Origin of the sequence: Limimaricola hongkongensis DSM 17492, from assembly GCF_000600975.2 — a bacterium.
Lineage (GTDB): Bacteria > Pseudomonadota > Alphaproteobacteria > Rhodobacterales > Rhodobacteraceae > Limimaricola > Limimaricola hongkongensis.
The window spans coordinates 24,324-41,558 of record NZ_KK088650.1 but is presented as its reverse complement, the minus strand read 5'-3'; the positions used below and the strand labels follow the sequence as shown (position 1 = coordinate 41,558).

The following is a 17,235-nucleotide window of genomic DNA, read 5'->3' as shown; positions in this document are numbered from 1 at the left end:
GCGAGCTGACGCTGGGAAAGCCCCCGGCGCGCCCTATCCTCTGGCGGGACATACCGCAGAGGAGACCTCAGATGTCCCATTCCATCAGCCGCCGCGCGGCGCTCATGGCCGGTGCGGCACTGCCACTGGCCGCGAGCGCGGGCCTGCCCGGCACCGCCCGCGCCCAGTCCGCCCCGGCCGAGAACGGCGTCGCGCTTCCGACGCACCGCGCCTTCACGCTGGGCGACGTCAAGGTGACCACCCTGCTCGCCGGCAGCCGCGTCGTGCCCGAGCCGCACGCCATCTTCGGGCTCAATGTCGACGACGCGACCTTCGCACAGGTCAGCGAGGAGAACTTCATCCCCTCCGAGGAGGCGCGGTTCTTCTTCAACCCGGTGCTGGTCGAGGCGGGCGAAAACGTGATCCTCGTCGATACCGGCCTCGACGCGGCGGGCATCACCGCCGCGCTGGAGGCCGCAGGCCGCTCGCCCGGGGATGTCACCCATGTGGTGCTGACCCACATGCATGGCGACCATATCGGCGGGCTGATGACCGAGGCCGGGGAAAAGACCTTTGCCAACGCCTCGCACCACGCCGGGCGGGTCGAGTTCGACCACTGGGCCGGGCAGGACAACGAAGGCTTCGAGGCCAAGGTACGGCCGCTCGAGGCGGAGCTGCAATTCATCGAGGATGGCGACCAGCTCGGCCCGCTCACCGCGATGGCGGCCTTTGGCCATACGCCGGGCCACCTCGTCTTCACCGTGACGGGAAGCGAGGGCGAGCTGCTGCTGATGGCCGATACCGCCAACCATTACGTCTGGTCGGTGGGCGAGCCGGACTGGCATGTCAGCTTCGACACCGACAAGGACATGGCGGTCGAGACCCGGCGCCGGGTGCTGTCGATGGCGGCCGAGCGCAAGATGCCGGTGATCGGCTACCACATGCCCTTTCCCGGAGCGGGCTATGTCATGGCGGTGGATGACGGCTTTGCATGGGTGCCGCACAGCTACCAGCTGACGCTCTGATCACTCCGCCGGGGCGGGGGCGGACCTGCCGCCCTGCCCCGGCGTGCCCCGCCCCGGCACGAGGCGCGGTTCCGGCAACCGCCAGACCAGCAGCGCCACGGCGAGAAAGGCGGCGGCGTTGAACCACAGCGAAGCCGAGAGCGCGTCCGGGTGGCCGCCGCCCGCGCGCAGCATCCCGAAGAACAGCTGCCCCATCACCGCCACGCCCAGCGCGCCGCCGACCTGCTGAAAGCTTTGCAGCGCGCCCGATCCCGCGCCGGTGTCGCGGTCGGCCACGTTGGCGAGCACCGTCTGGAACAACGGCGAGACGGCGGTGCCGAGCCCGAGCCCGGCAAGACCCAGAGGCAGCACGAAGGCCAGGCGCGACAGCGCCCCGTCCTCGTCGGGCAGCACCAGCCGCAGCGCCGTCATCCCGGTCACCAGAAGCACCGCCCCCGCCGTGATCCGCTCGCGCGGCCAGCGCGTGCCGAGGCGGCCCGACAGCACCGACGCACCCAGCACGCCGAGCGAGAACGGCATGGTGGTGAGCCCCGATTGCAGCGGCGTCAGCCCGAAGCCCACCTGAAGGAAGATCGCGAAGACGAGAAAGAACCCCGGGATGCCCGCGAAGAGCAGCGTCGCCAGCATCGAGCCCGTCACATAGTCGCCATTGGCCAGAAGGCTTGCCGGGATCAGCTGCGGCGCGCCCGCGCGGGCCTGGCGGCGTTGCCACAGCACGAAGCCCACGCCCACCGGCATGGCGGCGGCCATCATCGCGAAACACCACAGCGGCCAGCCGAGCTGGCGCCCCTCGATCAGCGGAAACAGCAGCAGCATCAGCCCCGTGCCCGCCAGCGCCATGCCGACGAGATCGAGGCGCAGCGCCTTGTCGCCGGGGATCTTCGGCACGAAGCGCATCGCGGCCAGAACCGCGATCACGCCCACGGGAATGTTGACGAGGAAAATGGGCCGCCAGTCGAGCCCCGCGATGTCGGCGCCGATCAGGAACCCGCCCAGCACCGGCCCGGTGACGCTCGCAAGCCCCGCCGAAAGGCCGAACAGCGCGAAGGCCGCGCCGCGTTCGCGCGGCGGGAACAGCGCGGGCACCAGCGCCAGCGTCTGCGGCGTCATCATCGCGCCGCCGATGCCCTGCAACACCCGCGCCGCCACGAGGCCGCCGATGCCCGGCGCGAGCCCGCACAGCGCCGAGGCGATGGTGAAGACCGTGACCCCGATCACGAACATCCGCCGCCGCCCGACCACGTCGCCCAGCCGGCCCGCGGGCAGCAAGAACAGCGCGAAGCTCAGGATATAGGCGGCGACGACCCATTCGATCTGGCTGTCGGTGGCATCGAAGGCCGCCTGCAGCGACGGGATCGCGACGTTGACGATGGTCACGTCGATCAGGTTCATGAACCCCGCCACCAAAAGCGCCGCCATGGCGATCCAGCGGCCCCTGAGGGGCGTGTCGTCTTCTGTCATGTCGGTCCTTGCGGGCGGGCCCGGATCAGATCGGATGCACCGGCCAGTAGCCCGCCAGCCGGTCGAGCCCGTGCCGGATCAGCTGTGCCAGAACGCCGCGATCCACATCGGCGAGCTTGTTGATGTAAAGACACGATTTGCCCAGCCGATGCTTGCCCAGACGGTCGAGGATCGGGTTGGCCGCGTCGTAGCCGGGCATGATGTAGAGCACGAGGTTCGCCTTTCGAGGCGAAAACCCGGTGGCGAGGAAACGCCCTGTCCGGCCGCTGTCATAGACGTAGTCATAGGCGCCGTAGCCGACGATCGACGGCCCCCACATCTGCGGCACGTAGCCCGTCACCTCGCGAAACAGCGCATCGAGCGCCTGCGCGTCCTCGCGTTTGCGCTCGGGCGTCACCGCGTCGAGAAAGGCGGACACGCTTGCGCCGGTGGGCATGGTCTTGTTCTCGGGCATGGCGGCTTTTCCGGCAACGGTCGGGGTCGATCGCAGATTAGAGGCGCGCGGCGCCGGCGCAAGCCCGCCCGGCGCGCCTGCCGGGGGCTGTTGTCTTGGGCCGGGGGCACCGCTACTCTAACGCGAAAGCGGAAACAGGGACCGGTCGAACCGGGCCCAGCGATCGGGGGCAATCGGTCATGTCGGCACGAGCCATGCGCGCGTTCACTCTCGCGGCGGCGGCGACGCTTGCGCAGGCGCCGGGCGCCCATGCGCAGGAGATCACCACCAAGCAATACGAGGATGGCGGCGTCTACGAGGGCACCTTTCTCAATGGCCGCCAGCATGGTCAGGGCAGCTACCGGCTGCCCAATGGCTATGCCTACGAGGGCGAATGGTTCGAAGGCGAAATCCGCGGCGAGGGCCGCGCCACCTTTCCCAACGGCTCGGTCTATGAGGGCCAGTTCGCGCGCGGCAAGCCCGAGGGCGTGGGCCGGATCACCTTTGCCGATGGCGGCACCTATGAGGGCGAGTGGGAGGACGGCAAGATCACCGGCCGCGGCACCGCCGAATACGCCAACGGCACCCGCTACGAGGGCGAATTCCGCAACGCCATGCATCACGGCAGCGGCACGCTCACCAGCCCGGACGGCTATGTCTATGACGGCCAGTGGATCAACGGCGTCAAGGAAGGCGAAGGCGAAATCACCTATCCCGACGGCTCCACCTATGCGGGCACGCTCAGGGGCGGCGAGCGCGACGGCCAGGGCCGTCTCGAAATGCCCGACGGGCTGGTCTACGAAGGCGGCTGGAGCGACGGGCAGATCGAGGGCGAAGGCCGGCTCGAACAGCCCAATGGCGATGTCTACGAAGGCCGCTTCGTCGCGGGCAAGCGCGAAGGCGAGGGCCGGGTCGAATACGCCAATGGCGACGTCTACGAAGGCAATTTCGAGAATGACCGCCGCCATGGGCAGGGCAGCTTCACCGGCACGGATGGCTACCGCTATGTCGGCGCCTGGGCCGAGGGGCGGATCGAGGGGATGGGCAAGGTCACCTATCCCGACGGGTCGGTCTATGAGGGCCGGTTCGAGAACGATCTCGCCCACGGCACCGGCAAGATCACCTATCCCGACGGCTCCACCTATGAGGGCGACTGGCGCGAGGGCGTGATCGAGGGCACGGGCACCGCCACATACGCCAACGGTCTCGTCTACGAGGGCGAATTCCTCAACGCGCAGAACCACGGGCAGGGCAGGATGACCTATGCCGACGGCTACAGCTATGAAGGCGGCTGGGTCGGCGGCCAGCGCGAGGGACAGGGCATCGCCACCTATGCCGACGGCACCGTCTATGAAGGCGGCTTCGAGGACGGGCAACGGCACGGGGAAGGCAAGATCACCATGCCCGACGGTTTCACCTATGAAGGCCAGTGGTCCGAAGGTGAAATCGAGGGCGAAGGCGTGGCGACCTATGCCAATGGCGACGTCTACGAAGGCGCGTTCCGCGACGGGCGCAGGCAGGGGCGCGGCGTGATGCGCTATGCCACCGGCGAGACCGAGGATGGCGGCTGGCGCGACGGCGCCTTTGTCGGCAACGCCCCGGTCGAGAGCGACGCCGAAACGGAAGACGCGCCGCAGGATGGCGCGGAAGAGACACCGCGCACCCCGGACGCTCCCGCCGGGGCCGACGAGGCCGCGCCCGGCACCGACGGCGCGACCGATGCGCCGGAGACCGGCGAGACGGCGCCCGAAGACGGTGCCCCTGCCCCGGACGGGGATGAGGACGAGGCAGCCGAGGCGCAGACCGACGAGACGACCGCGAACTAGCGTTCAGCCCCGCGCGGCATCTACATCGGAGACCGCACCTGCCACGCCGGCGCCGGTATCACCACGGCACCTCTTCGCCGCGCCAGTCGAAGAATCCGCCCGACTGCGCCGGGCCGAGCCGTCCCATGACCCGCAGCAGGTTCTGCGCCGCCTCTTTCGCCGTCACCATGCTGTGGCGTCCGGCATAGGGGGCGGTGAACGCCGTTTCGACCGTGCCGGGATGCAGCGCGGCGAGCACCGCGCCCTTGTCGTGGCGCCTCAGTTCGATCGCGGCGCCGTGCACGATCTGGTTCAGCGCCGCCTTGGACGCGCGGTAGGAATGCCAGCCGCCGATACCGTTGTCGCCGATCGAGCCGACCCGCGCCGACAACACGCCGCAGCGCCCACCCGCCGCCAGAAGCCGCGGCACATGGCGCAGGATCAGCGCCGGGCCGATGGCGTTGACCGCCATGACCCGCGCCATCGTCCCGGCCTCTATGGCATCGAGCGATTTCTCGGGCCCCTGCCCCTTTGGCGCGAGGAGGCCCACCGCGACGAGGATCAGCTCGAACGAACCGCCCAGCCCGCCCAGATGTGTCTCGACCGAGGCCGGGTCGGTCACGTCGAACCCGTCGGCGCTGCGCGACAGCCGCGTCACCGCCGAACCGCGCGCCTCCAGCGCGGCGGCAAGCGCGGCGCCGATGCCGCCCGAGGCGCCGATCACCAGCGCGGTGGCGGGGGCGTCACTCGGCATAGATCATCTTTCGGGTCATGCCGCCGTCGAGAAGGATGCTCTCGCCGGTCATGAAGCCCGCCTGCGCCAGCCACAGCACCGCCTCGGCCACGTCCTCGGGGCGGCCTGCGCGGCCCGCCGGGTGCTGGGCGTGGTCGATCTCGCGCAGCTCGTCCCAGCCCGTCGTGACGATCCAGCCCGGCGCGATGGCGTTCACCCGGATCTCGGGGCCGAGCGAGACGGCGAGCGCGTGGGTCAGCGCGGTCAGACCGCCCTTGGCAGCGGCATAGGGTTCGGTCTGCGGCTCGGACTGCACCGCGCGGGACGAGGTGATGTTGACGATGGCGCCGCGCCGCGCGCGCAAGAGCGGCACGCCATGCTTGGCCATCAGCAAGGCGCCGGTGAGATTGGTGCCGATGAAGGCGTTCCACGTCGCGAGGTCCAACTCCTCGATCGGGCCGACCTCCGGGCTGGCCAGCCCGGCATTGTTGACCAGAAGGTCGAGCCCGTCCCAGCCGGTCGCGGCGATGGCGGCCGCGACCTGCGCCTCGTCCGAGACATCGGCCTCGATGCCGCGCGCGCCGGTCGGCAGATCGGCAAGCGCCGCCGCGTCGCGATCCATGGCCGCGACCTGCCAGCCCTCCTTCACCAGCCGCGCGACGATGCCGCGCCCGATGCCCTTCGCGCCGCCGGTGACGAGCGCCCGTTTGATGTCCTGTGTCATGTCAGAGCGACCTAGCCGCCCCCCGCCGCCGGTCAATTCTTGGCAGGCATCGGTGCAGCGTGGCATGATGGCGCACGAGGGAGGGGCGTTCATGAACAAGCCGGTCATCTACCACATCCCGGTCTGCCCGTTTTCGCAACGGGTGGAGATCCTGCTCGCGCTCAAGGGGCTGTCCGACGCGGTCGCGTTCCGCGTCATCGACATCACCGAGCCACGCCCCGGCTGGCTTCTGGAGAAGACCGGCGGCACCACCGCGCTGCCGGTGCTGGAGACCGAAGGGGGCGGCATCCTCAAGGAAAGCCTCGTGATCCTGCGCTATGTCGAGGAACGCTGGGCCACGCCGCGCATCGCCCGCGAAGACCCGTTCGAGCGCGGCATCGAGCGGCTGTTCATCACCCGCGAGGGGCCGTTCGGCATGGCGGGCTACGGCTTCGTGATGAACACCGACCGGACCCGGACCGATGACAAGCGCGCGGCGCTGCTCGGCCATTACCGCTGGCTCGGCGACATGCTGGAGCGGCACAACCCTGACGGCACGTGGCTGTTCGACCGCTTCGGCCTGCCCGAGATCGTCTACACGCCGCTGATGATGCGGTTCTGGTTTCTCGATCATTACGAGGGCTTCGAATTGCCCGACACGCCGGAGTTCGCGCGGGTCCGGCGCTGGCGCGCGGCCTGCCTCGATCACGAAGCGGCGCAGCAGGTGCGCTACGACCAGATCGTCAAGCTCTATTACGATTACGCCGTTGGGTCGGGCAACGGCGCGCGGCCCGAGGGGCGCGAGAGGTCGAGCTTCGCGTTCGAGCCGGACTGGCGCGACCGCCCGATGCCGCCGTCTGACAAGTATGACCGCGTCGCCTCGGATGCGGAGTTGGGACTTCTCGTCTCTTAGGGGTTTTCATCGCGGAATCGGGCGATATAGTCCCGCTCATGAGCCGGAACATTTCCCTTTCGTCCCCTGCGGCCCCGTTCGCGCTTCGGACCCTCCTTCTCCTTACGCGCCTCTGAGCGTGCCATTCGGCGCGACCGCTCAGAGGGGATGAACGCGCCGGACAAGCACCCGGACCAGAAGGACAATCCGACATGATCACGACCCCAGACACCCGCCCCGAGAACCGCGTCCTGATCTTCGACACGACGCTGCGCGACGGCGAGCAATCGCCCGGCGCCACCATGAGCCATGCCGAGAAGCTGGAGATCGCCGAGCTGCTCGACGAGATGGGCGTCGACATCATCGAAGCCGGCTTCCCGATCGCCTCGGAGGGCGATTTCAAGGCGGTGAGCGAGATCGCCAAGCAGTCGAAGCAGGCCACGATCTGCGGCCTCGCCCGCGCCAATTTCAAGGATATCGACCGCTGCTGGGAGGCGGTGAAGCACGCCCGCTCGCCGCGCATCCACACCTTCATCGGCACCTCGCCGCTGCACCGCGCCATCCCCAACCTGTCGCAGGACGAGATGGCGCAGCGGATCCACGAGACCGTGACCCATGCGCGCAACCTGTGCGACAACGTGCAGTGGTCGCCGATGGACGCGACCCGGACCGAATGGGATTACCTCGCCCGCGTGGTCGAGATCGCGATCAAGGCGGGCGCCACGACGATCAACATCCCCGACACGGTGGGTTATACCGCCCCGGTTGAATCGGCCGACCTGATCCGCCGGCTGATCAAGGAGGTGCCGGGCGCGGAGGACATCATCTTCGCGACCCACTGCCACAACGATCTGGGCATGGCGACGGCCAATTCGCTGGCCGCCGTCGAGGGCGGCGCGCGGCAGATCGAATGCACGATCAACGGCCTGGGCGAGCGCGCGGGCAACACCGCGCTCGAAGAGGTGGTGATGGCGCTCAAGGTGCGCCACGACATCATGCCGTGGGACACCGGCGTCGACACGCGCAGGATCATGAACATCTCGCGCCGCGTCGCGACCGTTTCGGGTTTCCCGGTGCAGTTCAACAAGGCGATCGTCGGCAAGAACGCCTTCGCGCATGAAAGCGGCATCCACCAGGACGGGATGCTCAAGAACGCCGAGACCTTCGAGATCATGCGCCCCGAGGATGTGGGCCTGTCGGGCACCTCGCTGCCGCTGGGCAAGCATTCGGGCCGCGCGGCGCTGCGCGCCAAGCTCAAGGATCTGGGCTTCGAGATGGCCGACAACCAGCTCAACGACACCTTCGTGCGGTTCAAGGAGCTGGCCGACCGCAAGAAGGAGGTCTATGACGAGGACCTGATCGCGCTGGTGCGCCAGAACGAGGCGGTCTCGGACCGGGTGCGGCTGAAATCGCTCAAGGTGATCTGCGGCACCGAAGGCCCGCAGCATGCCGAGATGACGCTGAGCATCGACGACGAGGACCGCTCGATCGACGCGACCGGCGACGGCCCCGTCGACGCCACCTTCAACGCCATCAAGGCGCTGTTCCCGCACGAGGCGCGGCTGCAGCTCTACCAGGTGGCGGCGGTGACCGAAGGCACGGACGCGCAGGCCACCGTGTCGGTCCGGCTCGAGGAGGACGGGCGCATCGGCACCGGCCAGTCGGCCGACACCGACACCGTCGTCGCCTCGGCCAAGGCCTATATCAACGCCGTGAACCGGCTGTTGGTGCGGCGCGAAAAGACCGCGCCGGGGGCCGACATGAAGGATATCGGCTATTACGACGCGAACAGCTGAGCCGGTGTCCCCGGCCCCGGGCGGCGCATCGGCGCCGCCCAGAGCCGGGGGCGTCCGGGGTCGGGGCCGGGGCCGGAACGCAACGACACTGCGGGAAACGGCGAAAATGCGCTGACCGCATCGGTTGCAGGCCTTTCCGCGAGGGGCCGTCATGCCTATAAGGCCCGAGGTCCGCAGGCGCTCGGAGTCGCGGAACATCACAGCACTGGAAGCGGGATAGATCACGCCATGTTCGGATTGGGCAGCTTGTTTTCGTCTGACATGGCGATCGACCTCGGCACGGCGAACACGCTGGTCTATGTCAAGGGCCGCGGCATCGTGCTGTCGGAGCCTTCGGTGGTGGCCTACCACGTCAAGGACGGCGTCAAGAAGGTGCTCGCCGTCGGCGAGGACGCCAAGCTGATGCTGGGCCGGACGCCGGGCTCGATCGAGGCGATCCGGCCGATGCGCGAAGGCGTGATCGCCGATTTCGACGTCGCCGAGGAAATGATCAAGTATTTCATCCGCAAGGTGCACAAGCGGACGACCTTCTCCAAGCCCAAGATCATCGTCTGCGTGCCGCATGGCGCGACCCCGGTGGAAAAGCGCGCGATCCGGCAATCGGTGATGTCGGCGGGCGCGCGGCGCGCGGGCCTGATCGCCGAGCCGATCGCCGCGGCGATCGGATCGGGCATGCCGATCACCGATCCCACCGGCAACATGGTCGTGGACATCGGCGGCGGCACCACCGAGGTCGCGGTGCTCTCGCTTGGCGACATCGTCTATGCCCGCTCGGTGCGGGTCGGCGGCGACCGGATGGACGAGGCGATCGTCAGCTACCTGCGCCGTCAGCACAATCTTCTGGTGGGCGAGGCCACGGCCGAGCGGATCAAGACCCAGATCGGCACCGCGCGGATGCCCGATGACGGGCGCGGCCAGTCGATGCATATCCGGGGCCGCGACCTCCTGAACGGCGTGCCGAAGGAAACCGAGATCTCACAGGCGCAGATCGCCGAGGCGCTGGCCGAGCCGGTGCAGCAGATCTGCGAGGCGGTGATGACCGCGCTCGAGGCGACGCCGCCGGATCTCGCCGCCGACATCGTCGATCGCGGCGTGATGCTGACGGGCGGCGGCGCGCTTCTGGGGCAGCTCGACCTCGCGCTGCGCGAGCAGACCGGGCTTGCGGTCTCCGTGGCCGACGAGTCACTCAACTGTGTGGCGCTGGGCACCGGCAAGGCGCTGGAATACGAAAAACAGCTGCGCCATGTGATAGACTACGACAGCTGATCGCGGCACCCGGCCCGGGTGTCCCGTCCCCGCCCCCGCGGGGGCTGACATGCCATATCACGAGGGGGTGCGCGCTCCTTGGCGAGACCTAAGAACAGCGGCGAGGAATTTGCCCGCCCGATCCGCAGGCTGCTGGTCGGGCTGCTTTTGCTGGCGCTGCTGGCGCTGTTCGCGCTGTGGCGCATCGACAGCCCGCGCGTCGAACGGATGCGCGCGGAGGTGGTCGACCGGGTGCTGCCCTCCTTCGACTGGGCGCTGGCGCCGGTGACCGGGCTGGTCACCATGGTCGGCAATTTCCACAGCTATGCCGGGCTGCACGAGCAGAACCAGCAGCTCAGGCGCGAATTGCAGCAGATGCGCGCATGGCGCGAGGCGGCGCTGCAGCTCGAACAGGAGAACGCCAAGCTTCTGGATCTCAACAATGTCCGGCTCGATCCGCGGCTGACCTACATCACCGGCGTGGTGATGGCCGACAGCGGATCGCCCTTCCGGCAATCGGTGCTGGTCAATGTCGGGGCGCGCGACGGCGTGCTCGACGGCTGGCCCGCGATGGACGGGATCGGCCTGGTGGGCCGGATCTCGGGCGTGGGCCACGCCACCAGCCGGGTGCTGCTCCTGACCGACACGTCGAGCCGCATCCCGGTGACGATCCAGCCTTCGGGGCAGCGCGCGATCCTCGCGGGCGACAACACGATCTATCCGCCGATCGATTTTCTCGAGAACCCCGACCTCGTGCGCCCCGGCGACCGGGTCGTGTCCTCGGGCGATGGCGGCATGTTTCCCGCCGACCTGCTGGTCGGACAGGTGACGATGGGCGCCGACGGGCGGCTGCGGATCCGGCTGGCCGCCGATTACGAACGGCTGGAGTTTTTGCGGGTGCTGCGCAGCCACCAGGCCGAGACGGTGGACGAAACGGGCCGCCTGATCGTGCCTGAGCCGCGCGAGGTCTTCGGCCCGCCCGCCCCGGCCCTCGACACGCCCGACGCGGCGGAGGAGGCCGGCGATGGCTAACCCGCGCCAGGCCCGGCTCTGGCTGGGGCGCGCGGGCTTCGCGGGCCTCGCCATGGGGCTGATCTTCCTGCGGCTCTTGCCGCTCGACACGCTGCCGCCGCGCTGGGCCGGGCCGGACCTGCTGCTCGCGGTGGTGCTGTTGTGGACCCTGCGGCGCCCGGCGCTGGCGCCGGTCTGGCTCGTGGCGGCGATCATGCTGTTGACCGATTTCCTGTTCCAGCGCCCGCCGGGGCTGATGGCGGCGCTGACGGTGATCGCGACCGAGATGCTCCGGCGCCGGCATCACCGGCTGCGCGCGGGCGGCTTCGCGGTCGAATGGGGCGCGGCCGGTCTCGCGGTGGCGGGCATCCTCGCCGCGGCGCAGCTGGTGCTGCTCGTGACGATGGTGCCCGCGCCGCCCGCGGCGCTGGTGACGAGCCAGGCGATCGCGACGGCGCTGGTCTACCCCTGTCGTGGCCGTCGCCGCGCGCTGGCTGCTGCGTCTCGACCGCAACCCGACCGACACCCGCCGGAGGATCTCCGCATGAAGCGACCGCCGAAGGAAACCGCCGAAAGCGCCCGCCGCATCGGGCGGCGCAGTCTCGTCATCGGCGCGGCGCAGCTCGGCATGGTCGGCGTGCTGGGCTGGCGGATGCGCTCCATGCAGGTCGAGGAGGGCGAGATCTACCGCTCGCTCGCCGAGGAGAACCGCATCAACATGCGGCTCATTCCGCCCGCCCGCGGGCTGATCTTCGACCGCAACGGCGTGCCGCTCGCGGTCAACGAACAGAATTACCGCATCGTCATCACCCGCGAGGAGGCGGGCGATGTCGACGACACGCTCGACCGGCTGGCGCGGCTGATCTCGCTGCCCCCCGAAGCGATCGAAAGCGCCAAGACCGAAATGCGGCGGCGTTCGGCCTTCGTGCCCGTCACCGTGGCCGAACGGGTGCCGTGGGACGACGTGGCGCGCGTCACGGTCAACGCCCCCGCCCTGCCCGGCATCACCGCCGAGGTCGGGCTGTCGCGCCATTACCCGCGCGGCTCGGACACCGCGCATGTGGTGGGCTATGTCGGCCCGGTGTCGGATTACGACCTGTCGAAGATGGACAACCCCGACCCCTTGATGCAGATCCCGCGCTTTCAGATCGGCAAGACCGGCGTCGAGGCCAAGTTCGAGGAACCGCTGCGCGGCGCCGCCGGCACGAAGCGGATCGAGGTCAACGCCGCGGGCCGCGTGATGCGCGAGATCGACCGCGAGGAAGGCAAGTCCGGCGCCGACATCCAGCTCACCATCGACAGCAAGCTGCAAAGCTACACCGAGGCCCGGCTCGAAGGCGAAAGCGCCTCGGTGGTGGTGATGGATCTGGAGACCGGCGATCTGCGCGCCGTGGCCTCGGCGCCCACCTTCGATCCGAACCTCTTCGTGCGCGGCATCTCGGTCAAGGACTGGACCGGGCTGAACGAGAACAAGTATCGCCCGCTTTCGGCCAAGACCGTGCAGGGCGCCTATCCGCCCGGCTCCACCTTCAAGATGGTGGTGGCGCTGGCGGCGCTGGAATCGGGGCTCGTCGGCCCCGAGGACACCGAGTACTGCCCCGGCTATACCGAGGTCGGCGGCACCCGGTTCCATTGCTGGCGGCGCGGCGGGCATGGCAACGTCAACATGCACCGCTCCCTGCAGGAAAGCTGCGACGTCTATTACTACGAGGTGAGCCAGAAGATCGGCATCGACCGGATCGCCGAGATGGCGCGCCGTCTCGGCATCGGGGTCGCGCATGACGTGCCGATGTCGGCGGTGAGCGAGGGCGTCGCCCCCGACACCAAGTGGAAGCGCGACCGCTATGGCGAAAGCTGGCGCATCGGCGACACGGTCAACGCCTCGATCGGCCAGGGCTACGTTCTGGCGACGCCGTTGCAGCTCGCCGTGATGACGGCGCGGCTGGCCACGGGGCGCGACGTGCGGCCCCGGCTGATCCATTCGATCGGCGGCGAGATCCAGCCCTCGGGCGCGGGCGAACCGATGGGGCTCAACGAGAACTACCTGCGCCGGGTGCGCGCGGCGATGAACGACGTCTCCAACGCCCGGCGCGGCACCGGGTTCGGCGCCCGGATCGTGGCCGAGGGCTTCGAGATGGCCGGCAAGTCCGGCACCAGCCAGGTGCGCCGCATCACCGCCGAGGAACGGGCGCGTGGCGTGACATCGAATGCCGACCTGCCATGGGAGCGGCGCGACCACGCGTTGTGGGTCAATTTCGCGCCCTATGACAACCCGCGCTACGCCGTGGCCGTGGTGGTCGAGCATGGCGGCGGCGGCTCTTCGGTCGCGGCGCCGATCGCGCGCGACGTGACGCTGCAGGCGCTCTATGACGGGCCGCCGCCGCTCGACGCCTACCCGTCGCATCTGCGCGACGAGATCGCCGAGCAGCAAAAGCGCATCGAGAACCACGTGGCGCGCGGCACCAGCGCCTCGGACAGGGCCTGACATGAGCTATCTCGAAACCAACGCCAAGTTCGTCCCCACGGGCTTTCGCAAGCTGCTCTATCTCAACTGGCCGGTGATCCTGCTGATCGCGGCCGTGTGCAGCTTTGGCTTCCTGATGCTCTACTCGGTCGCGGGCGGCTCGCCCCGGCCCTGGATGGAGCCGCAGATGAAGCGCTTTGGCGTCGGCATGGTGGCGATGATCGTCGTCGCCATGGTGCCGATCTGGTTCTGGCGCAACATGGCGCTGCTGGCCTATGGCGGCTCGCTCGCGCTTCTGGTGGCGGTCGACATGTTCGGCGAGGTCGGCATGGGCGCGCAGCGCTGGATCGATCTCGGCCCCATTCGCCTGCAACCCTCCGAGCTGATGAAGGTCAGCCTCGTGATGTTTCTCGCCGCCTATTACGACTGGCTGCCGATCCGGCGTACCTCGCATATCTTCTGGGTGCTGCTGCCGGTGGTGTTCATCTCGATCCCGACGCTGCTGACGCTGTCGCAGCCCGATCTGGGCACCGCGCTCTTGCTGTTGATCGGCGGGGCGACGGTGATGTTCGCCGCCGGGGTCCACTGGGCCTATTTCCTGACGGTGATCGCCGCCGGGCTCGGCACGGTCTATGCGGTGTTCGTCTCGCGCGGGACGTCGTGGCAGCTTCTGAAGGATTACCAGTACCGCCGCATCGACACCTTCATCGACCCCTCCAACGATCCCTTGGGCGCGGGCTACCACATCACCCAGGCCAAGATCGCGCTGGGATCGGGCGGCTGGACCGGGCGGGGCTTCATGCAGGGCACGCAGTCGCGGCTGAACTTCCTGCCCGAAAAGCACACCGATTTCATCTTCACCACGCTGGCCGAGGAGTTCGGCTTCGTCGGCGCGTCGACCCTTCTGGCGCTCTATGCGTTGATCATCTTCTTCTGCGTCGTCTCGGCGGTGAACAACCGCGACCGCTTTGCCTCGCTGCTCACGCTCGGCATCACCATGACCTTCTTCTTGTTCTTCGCGGTGAACATGTCGATGGTGATGGGGCTTGCCCCCGTGGTCGGCGTGCCGCTGCCGCTGGTGAGCTATGGCGGATCGGCGATGCTGGTGCTGCTTCTGGCCTTCGGGCTGGTACAAAGCGCCCATGTCCACAAGCCGAGGTAACATGAAGATCCTGTTTTCCGCGCCCGACAGCGATTGGGCCGATTATCGCGACCTGCTGCCACACATGCTGACCGAGGCCGGGATCGAGGCGCAGCTGGTGCGCGAGGCCGCGCCCGAAACGATCGACTACATCGTCTATGCGCCCAATGACGACCTGCGCGACTTCACGCCCTACAGCCGCACCCGCGCGGTGCTCAGCCTCTGGGCCGGGGTCGAAAGGATCGTCGGCAACGCCACCCTGACCCAGCCGCTGACGCGGATGGTCGATGCCGGGCTGGAGCGCGGCATGGTCGAATACGTGACCGGTCACGTGCTGCGCCATCATCTCGGCATGGACGCGCATGTGGTGAACCCCGGATGCGGCTGGCGCCCGGTGGCACCGCCGCTTGCCGCCGACAGGCCCGTGACCATGCTGGGGCTCGGCGCTCTGGGCCGGGCCTGCGCGCAGACGCTGGCGCATCTGGGCTTTCCGGTGACGGGCTGGAGCCGGACGCAAAAGCAGATCGACGGGCTGCGCTGCCTGTCGGGCGAAGACGGGCTGGAACGGGCGCTCACCGGGGCCGAGATCGTGGTGACGCTGCTGCCGCTGACGCCCGGGACCGAGAACCTGCTCGACGCGCGCCGCCTCGCCCTGCCCGCCCCCGGTGCGGCGCTGATCAACCCCGGGCGCGGGCCGCTGATCGACGACGCGGCGCTGCTCGCGGCGCTCGATGCGGGCCGGATCGGGCATGCGACGCTCGACGTGTTCCGCACCGAGCCTCTGCCCGCGGATCACCCCTATTGGGCGCATCCGCGCGTCACCGTGACACCGCATGTCGCCTCGGCCACGCGACCCGCCACCGCCGCGCAGGTGATCGTGGAGAATATCCGGCGCTCGGAGGCGGGCGCGCCGCTGCTGTATCTGGTGGACCGGGCGCGCGGTTACTGACACCGGCCGCGCGGGGCGGCCGGGGAATTTGCGTATTTGGGGAACAAAGTGGCCTCAGTGCAGGCGCGGCGGCTTGTCGGGGTCGGTGCCGGGGGCTTTCCGGCCGGGCGCGACATGCGGCTGCGGCAGCTTCAGCCGCAGGCCGACGCGGGCGATGCGGCGGGCGGTTTCCGAACCGCTCGACAAGAAGGTCACATCGAGCGCGCCCTCCTCCAGCCCGGAGAATGTCAGCGCCTCGCCAACGGCGACGGCAAGGCCGCGCTCGGCCACCGGCGCGGGGTCGAGAAAGGCCAGAAGCGGCGCCTCGCGCCCATCGGCATATTCGACCCGCACCAGCCACGCCTCGCGCGCCATGCCGCGCGCCGAGGTGAGCTTTTCGTCGAGCGCGGCGAGAAGCGTCTCGGGGAAATCCTTGGGCGGGTTCACCGCGACGGGGCGGTCGGCGGATTCGCGCGGCGCATGGGTCAGCGTGTCGGCCAGCCAGCCCAGCGCCGCGGGCGGCAAAAGCCGCGCCGAGGGCGCCACGCGCGGGTTGAGCGCGAGGCCAAGCCCCTGCCCGCCCAGGATCTGCGCCAGCGCCCGGCCCGGCACCGCGGCGTGGTAGGCCGCGCCGCCCGCATAGTCCGACAGCCGCTCCTCGCTGTCGAAGACCACGGCGTAGCTCTGCCCGTCTTCCTCGATCAGCACCGGCGAGACGCTGTCTTCCTCCGCCGCCTCGGAGAGCAGCATGTAAAGCTCGGCATCCGCGAGACGGCCGTAATAGCGCAGCCGCGCCGCGTCATCCTCGGGCGCGGCATCCATGGCGGCCGAGGCCACGTCGAGACCGGTTTCCATCATGCGTCCTCCATCACCTCGCGGACCCGCGATTTCAGCGCGGGAAGCACCTCCTCGCCGAACCACGGGTTGCGCTTGAGCCACGCGGTATTGCGCCATGACGGATGTGGCAAGGGAAAGAGGTCCGGCGCATGGTCGCGCCACGCGCGGACCCGTTCGGTGACGCCGGGCCCGCGGCCCAGATGCCAGTTCATCGCCGCGCCGCCGATCAGCACGGTCAGGCGGATATCCGTCAGCTCCGACAGCACCCGGTCGCGCCAGACCCGCGCGCAGATCGGCGGTGGCGGAAGATCCGAATTCTTGGCGTCATAGCCGGGAAAGCAGAAGGCCATCGGCACGATGGCCACGCGCGACCGGTCGTAGAAGCTCTCTTCGTCGAGCCCGAGCCAGTCGCGCAGCCGCGTGCCCGACCGGTCCCAGAACGGCGTGCCCGCCTCGTGCACGCGCAGCCCCGGCGCCTGGCTCGCGATCAAGAGCCGGGCACCGGGGCGGAACCACACCACCGGGCGCGGCGCATGGCGCGTGGCGGTGGCGGCAAAGCGGTCGGCGCACAGGCGGCAGGCGGAAAGCTCGGTCCGAAGCTGCTCCATCACATGCGCCCGGCGCGCGCGGCGTCATCGCGCAGGACGTCGCGCAAGACCACGCCTCAGGCCCGGCGCCCGCGGCGCAGCACCTTGCGGACCAGTTTCCAGATCGCGACATATTTGAAGAGCTTGCGCATGACATGTCTCCTGCGGTGAACGGGGTTTGATCGCCAAACGCGC

The 17,235-nt window shown here is 69.2% G+C and carries 15 protein-coding genes; 9 read left to right on the top strand and 6 right to left on the bottom strand.

Features of this window, described 5'->3' with window-relative positions; genetic code table 11:
• The first annotated feature begins 71 nt into the window (after positions 1-71).
• Positions 72-1,004, top strand: coding sequence for an MBL fold metallo-hydrolase (locus tag LOKHON_RS04825; protein ID WP_017928126.1), 933 nt, complete (start codon positions 72-74; stop codon positions 1,002-1,004).
• Here LOKHON_RS04825 and LOKHON_RS04820 read toward each other — a convergent pair whose 3' ends face one another.
• Together LOKHON_RS04820 and LOKHON_RS04815 are read right to left on the bottom strand one after the other, a co-directional pair.
• Complete coding sequence (locus LOKHON_RS04820; RefSeq protein WP_017928125.1) at positions 1,005-2,465, bottom strand: MFS transporter; 1,461 nt, start codon at positions 2,463-2,465, stop codon at positions 1,005-1,007.
• Between the two features lie 25 nt (positions 2,466-2,490).
• Positions 2,491-2,919 carry a DUF1801 domain-containing protein gene (locus LOKHON_RS04815; RefSeq protein ID WP_017928124.1) on the bottom strand — a complete coding sequence of 143 codons (429 nt, stop codon included), beginning with the start codon at positions 2,917-2,919 and terminating at the stop codon, positions 2,491-2,493.
• Between the two features lie 194 nt (positions 2,920-3,113).
• Here LOKHON_RS04815 and LOKHON_RS04810 point away from each other — a divergent pair, with 194 nt between their 5' ends.
• A complete protein-coding gene (locus tag LOKHON_RS04810; protein ID WP_017928123.1) occupies positions 3,114-4,724 on the top strand; it encodes an MORN repeat-containing protein in 1,611 nt (536 codons plus the stop codon).
• Positions 4,725-4,782: 58 nt separating this feature from the next.
• On the opposite strand, the gene LOKHON_RS04805 is transcribed toward LOKHON_RS04810, so the two are convergent.
• Both LOKHON_RS04805 and LOKHON_RS04800 read right to left on the bottom strand, forming a co-directional pair.
• Entirely contained in the window at positions 4,783-5,457 is a 675-nt protein-coding gene (locus tag LOKHON_RS04805) for an SDR family NAD(P)-dependent oxidoreductase (RefSeq protein ID WP_017928122.1), read from the bottom strand.
• Positions 5,447-6,160: an SDR family oxidoreductase gene (locus tag LOKHON_RS04800; RefSeq protein ID WP_017928121.1), complete on the bottom strand. Its 714-nt coding sequence runs from the start codon at positions 6,158-6,160 to the stop codon at positions 5,447-5,449. The genes LOKHON_RS04805 and LOKHON_RS04800 overlap by 11 nt, the downstream gene beginning before the upstream one ends.
• A gap of 91 nt (positions 6,161-6,251) precedes the next feature.
• Between LOKHON_RS04800 and LOKHON_RS04795 the strand changes: the two genes are divergently transcribed.
• From LOKHON_RS04795 to LOKHON_RS04765, 7 genes are all read left to right on the top strand, one after another.
• Positions 6,252-7,052 (top strand): glutathione S-transferase family protein, encoded by an 801-nt coding sequence (locus LOKHON_RS04795; RefSeq protein ID WP_017928120.1) that lies wholly within the window; start codon positions 6,252-6,254, stop codon positions 7,050-7,052.
• 191 nt (positions 7,053-7,243) lie between these two features.
• The gene (locus LOKHON_RS04790) at positions 7,244-8,827 is read left to right on the top strand and encodes a 2-isopropylmalate synthase (protein ID WP_017928119.1); all 1,584 of its coding nucleotides are present in this window, start codon (positions 7,244-7,246) and stop codon (positions 8,825-8,827) included.
• Positions 8,828-9,055: 228 nt separating this feature from the next.
• On the top strand, positions 9,056-10,093 hold the full coding sequence (locus tag LOKHON_RS04785; RefSeq protein WP_017928118.1) for a rod shape-determining protein: 1,038 nt from the start codon (positions 9,056-9,058) through the stop codon (positions 10,091-10,093).
• 78 nt (positions 10,094-10,171) lie between these two features.
• Positions 10,172-11,104: a rod shape-determining protein MreC gene (gene mreC, locus LOKHON_RS04780; protein WP_017928117.1), complete on the top strand. Its 933-nt coding sequence runs from the start codon at positions 10,172-10,174 to the stop codon at positions 11,102-11,104.
• Between the two features lie 523 nt (positions 11,105-11,627).
• Positions 11,628-13,568 carry a penicillin-binding protein 2 gene (gene mrdA, locus LOKHON_RS04775; protein ID WP_017928115.1) on the top strand — a complete coding sequence of 647 codons (1,941 nt, stop codon included), beginning with the start codon at positions 11,628-11,630 and terminating at the stop codon, positions 13,566-13,568.
• A gap of 1 nt (position 13,569) precedes the next feature.
• Positions 13,570-14,709, top strand: coding sequence for a rod shape-determining protein RodA (rodA, locus tag LOKHON_RS04770; protein WP_017928114.1), 1,140 nt, complete (start codon positions 13,570-13,572; stop codon positions 14,707-14,709).
• Between the two features lies 1 nt (position 14,710).
• A complete protein-coding gene (locus LOKHON_RS04765; protein ID WP_017928113.1) occupies positions 14,711-15,637 on the top strand; it encodes a 2-hydroxyacid dehydrogenase in 927 nt (308 codons plus the stop codon).
• Positions 15,638-15,691: 54 nt separating this feature from the next.
• Here the strand turns inward: LOKHON_RS04765 and LOKHON_RS04760 are convergent, their stop codons facing one another.
• Positions 15,692-16,471 (bottom strand): SseB family protein, encoded by a 780-nt coding sequence (locus tag LOKHON_RS04760; RefSeq protein ID WP_017928112.1) that lies wholly within the window; start codon positions 16,469-16,471, stop codon positions 15,692-15,694.
• The gene (locus LOKHON_RS04755; protein WP_017928111.1) at positions 16,471-17,061 is read right to left on the bottom strand and encodes a uracil-DNA glycosylase family protein; all 591 of its coding nucleotides are present in this window, start codon (positions 17,059-17,061) and stop codon (positions 16,471-16,473) included. Before LOKHON_RS04755 ends, LOKHON_RS04760 begins: the two co-directional genes overlap by 1 nt.
• Positions 17,062-17,235: the final 174 nt, after the last annotated feature.

Excerpts from the sequence above, each read along its gene's own strand:
- LOKHON_RS04825 (WP_017928126.1), top strand. The coding sequence starts at position 72 with ATGTCCCATTCCATCAGCCGCCGCGCGGCGCTCATGGCCGGTGCGGCA.
- LOKHON_RS04820 (WP_017928125.1), bottom strand. The coding sequence starts at position 2,465 with ATGACAGAAGACGACACGCCCCTCAGGGGCCGCTGGATCGCCATGGCG.
- LOKHON_RS04815 (WP_017928124.1), bottom strand. The coding sequence starts at position 2,919 with ATGCCCGAGAACAAGACCATGCCCACCGGCGCAAGCGTGTCCGCCTTT.
- LOKHON_RS04810 (WP_017928123.1), top strand. The coding sequence starts at position 3,114 with ATGCGCGCGTTCACTCTCGCGGCGGCGGCGACGCTTGCGCAGGCGCCG.
- LOKHON_RS04805 (WP_017928122.1), bottom strand. The coding sequence starts at position 5,457 with ATGCCGAGTGACGCCCCCGCCACCGCGCTGGTGATCGGCGCCTCGGGC.
- LOKHON_RS04800 (WP_017928121.1), bottom strand. The coding sequence starts at position 6,160 with ATGACACAGGACATCAAACGGGCGCTCGTCACCGGCGGCGCGAAGGGC.
- LOKHON_RS04795 (WP_017928120.1), top strand. The coding sequence starts at position 6,252 with ATGAACAAGCCGGTCATCTACCACATCCCGGTCTGCCCGTTTTCGCAA.
- LOKHON_RS04790 (WP_017928119.1), top strand. The coding sequence starts at position 7,244 with ATGATCACGACCCCAGACACCCGCCCCGAGAACCGCGTCCTGATCTTC.
- LOKHON_RS04785 (WP_017928118.1), top strand. The coding sequence starts at position 9,056 with ATGTTCGGATTGGGCAGCTTGTTTTCGTCTGACATGGCGATCGACCTC.
- mrdA (WP_017928115.1), top strand. The coding sequence starts at position 11,628 with ATGAAGCGACCGCCGAAGGAAACCGCCGAAAGCGCCCGCCGCATCGGG.
- rodA (WP_017928114.1), top strand. The coding sequence starts at position 13,570 with ATGAGCTATCTCGAAACCAACGCCAAGTTCGTCCCCACGGGCTTTCGC.
- LOKHON_RS04765 (WP_017928113.1), top strand. The coding sequence starts at position 14,711 with ATGAAGATCCTGTTTTCCGCGCCCGACAGCGATTGGGCCGATTATCGC.
- LOKHON_RS04760 (WP_017928112.1), bottom strand. The coding sequence starts at position 16,471 with ATGGAAACCGGTCTCGACGTGGCCTCGGCCGCCATGGATGCCGCGCCC.
- LOKHON_RS04755 (WP_017928111.1), bottom strand. The coding sequence starts at position 17,061 with ATGGAGCAGCTTCGGACCGAGCTTTCCGCCTGCCGCCTGTGCGCCGAC.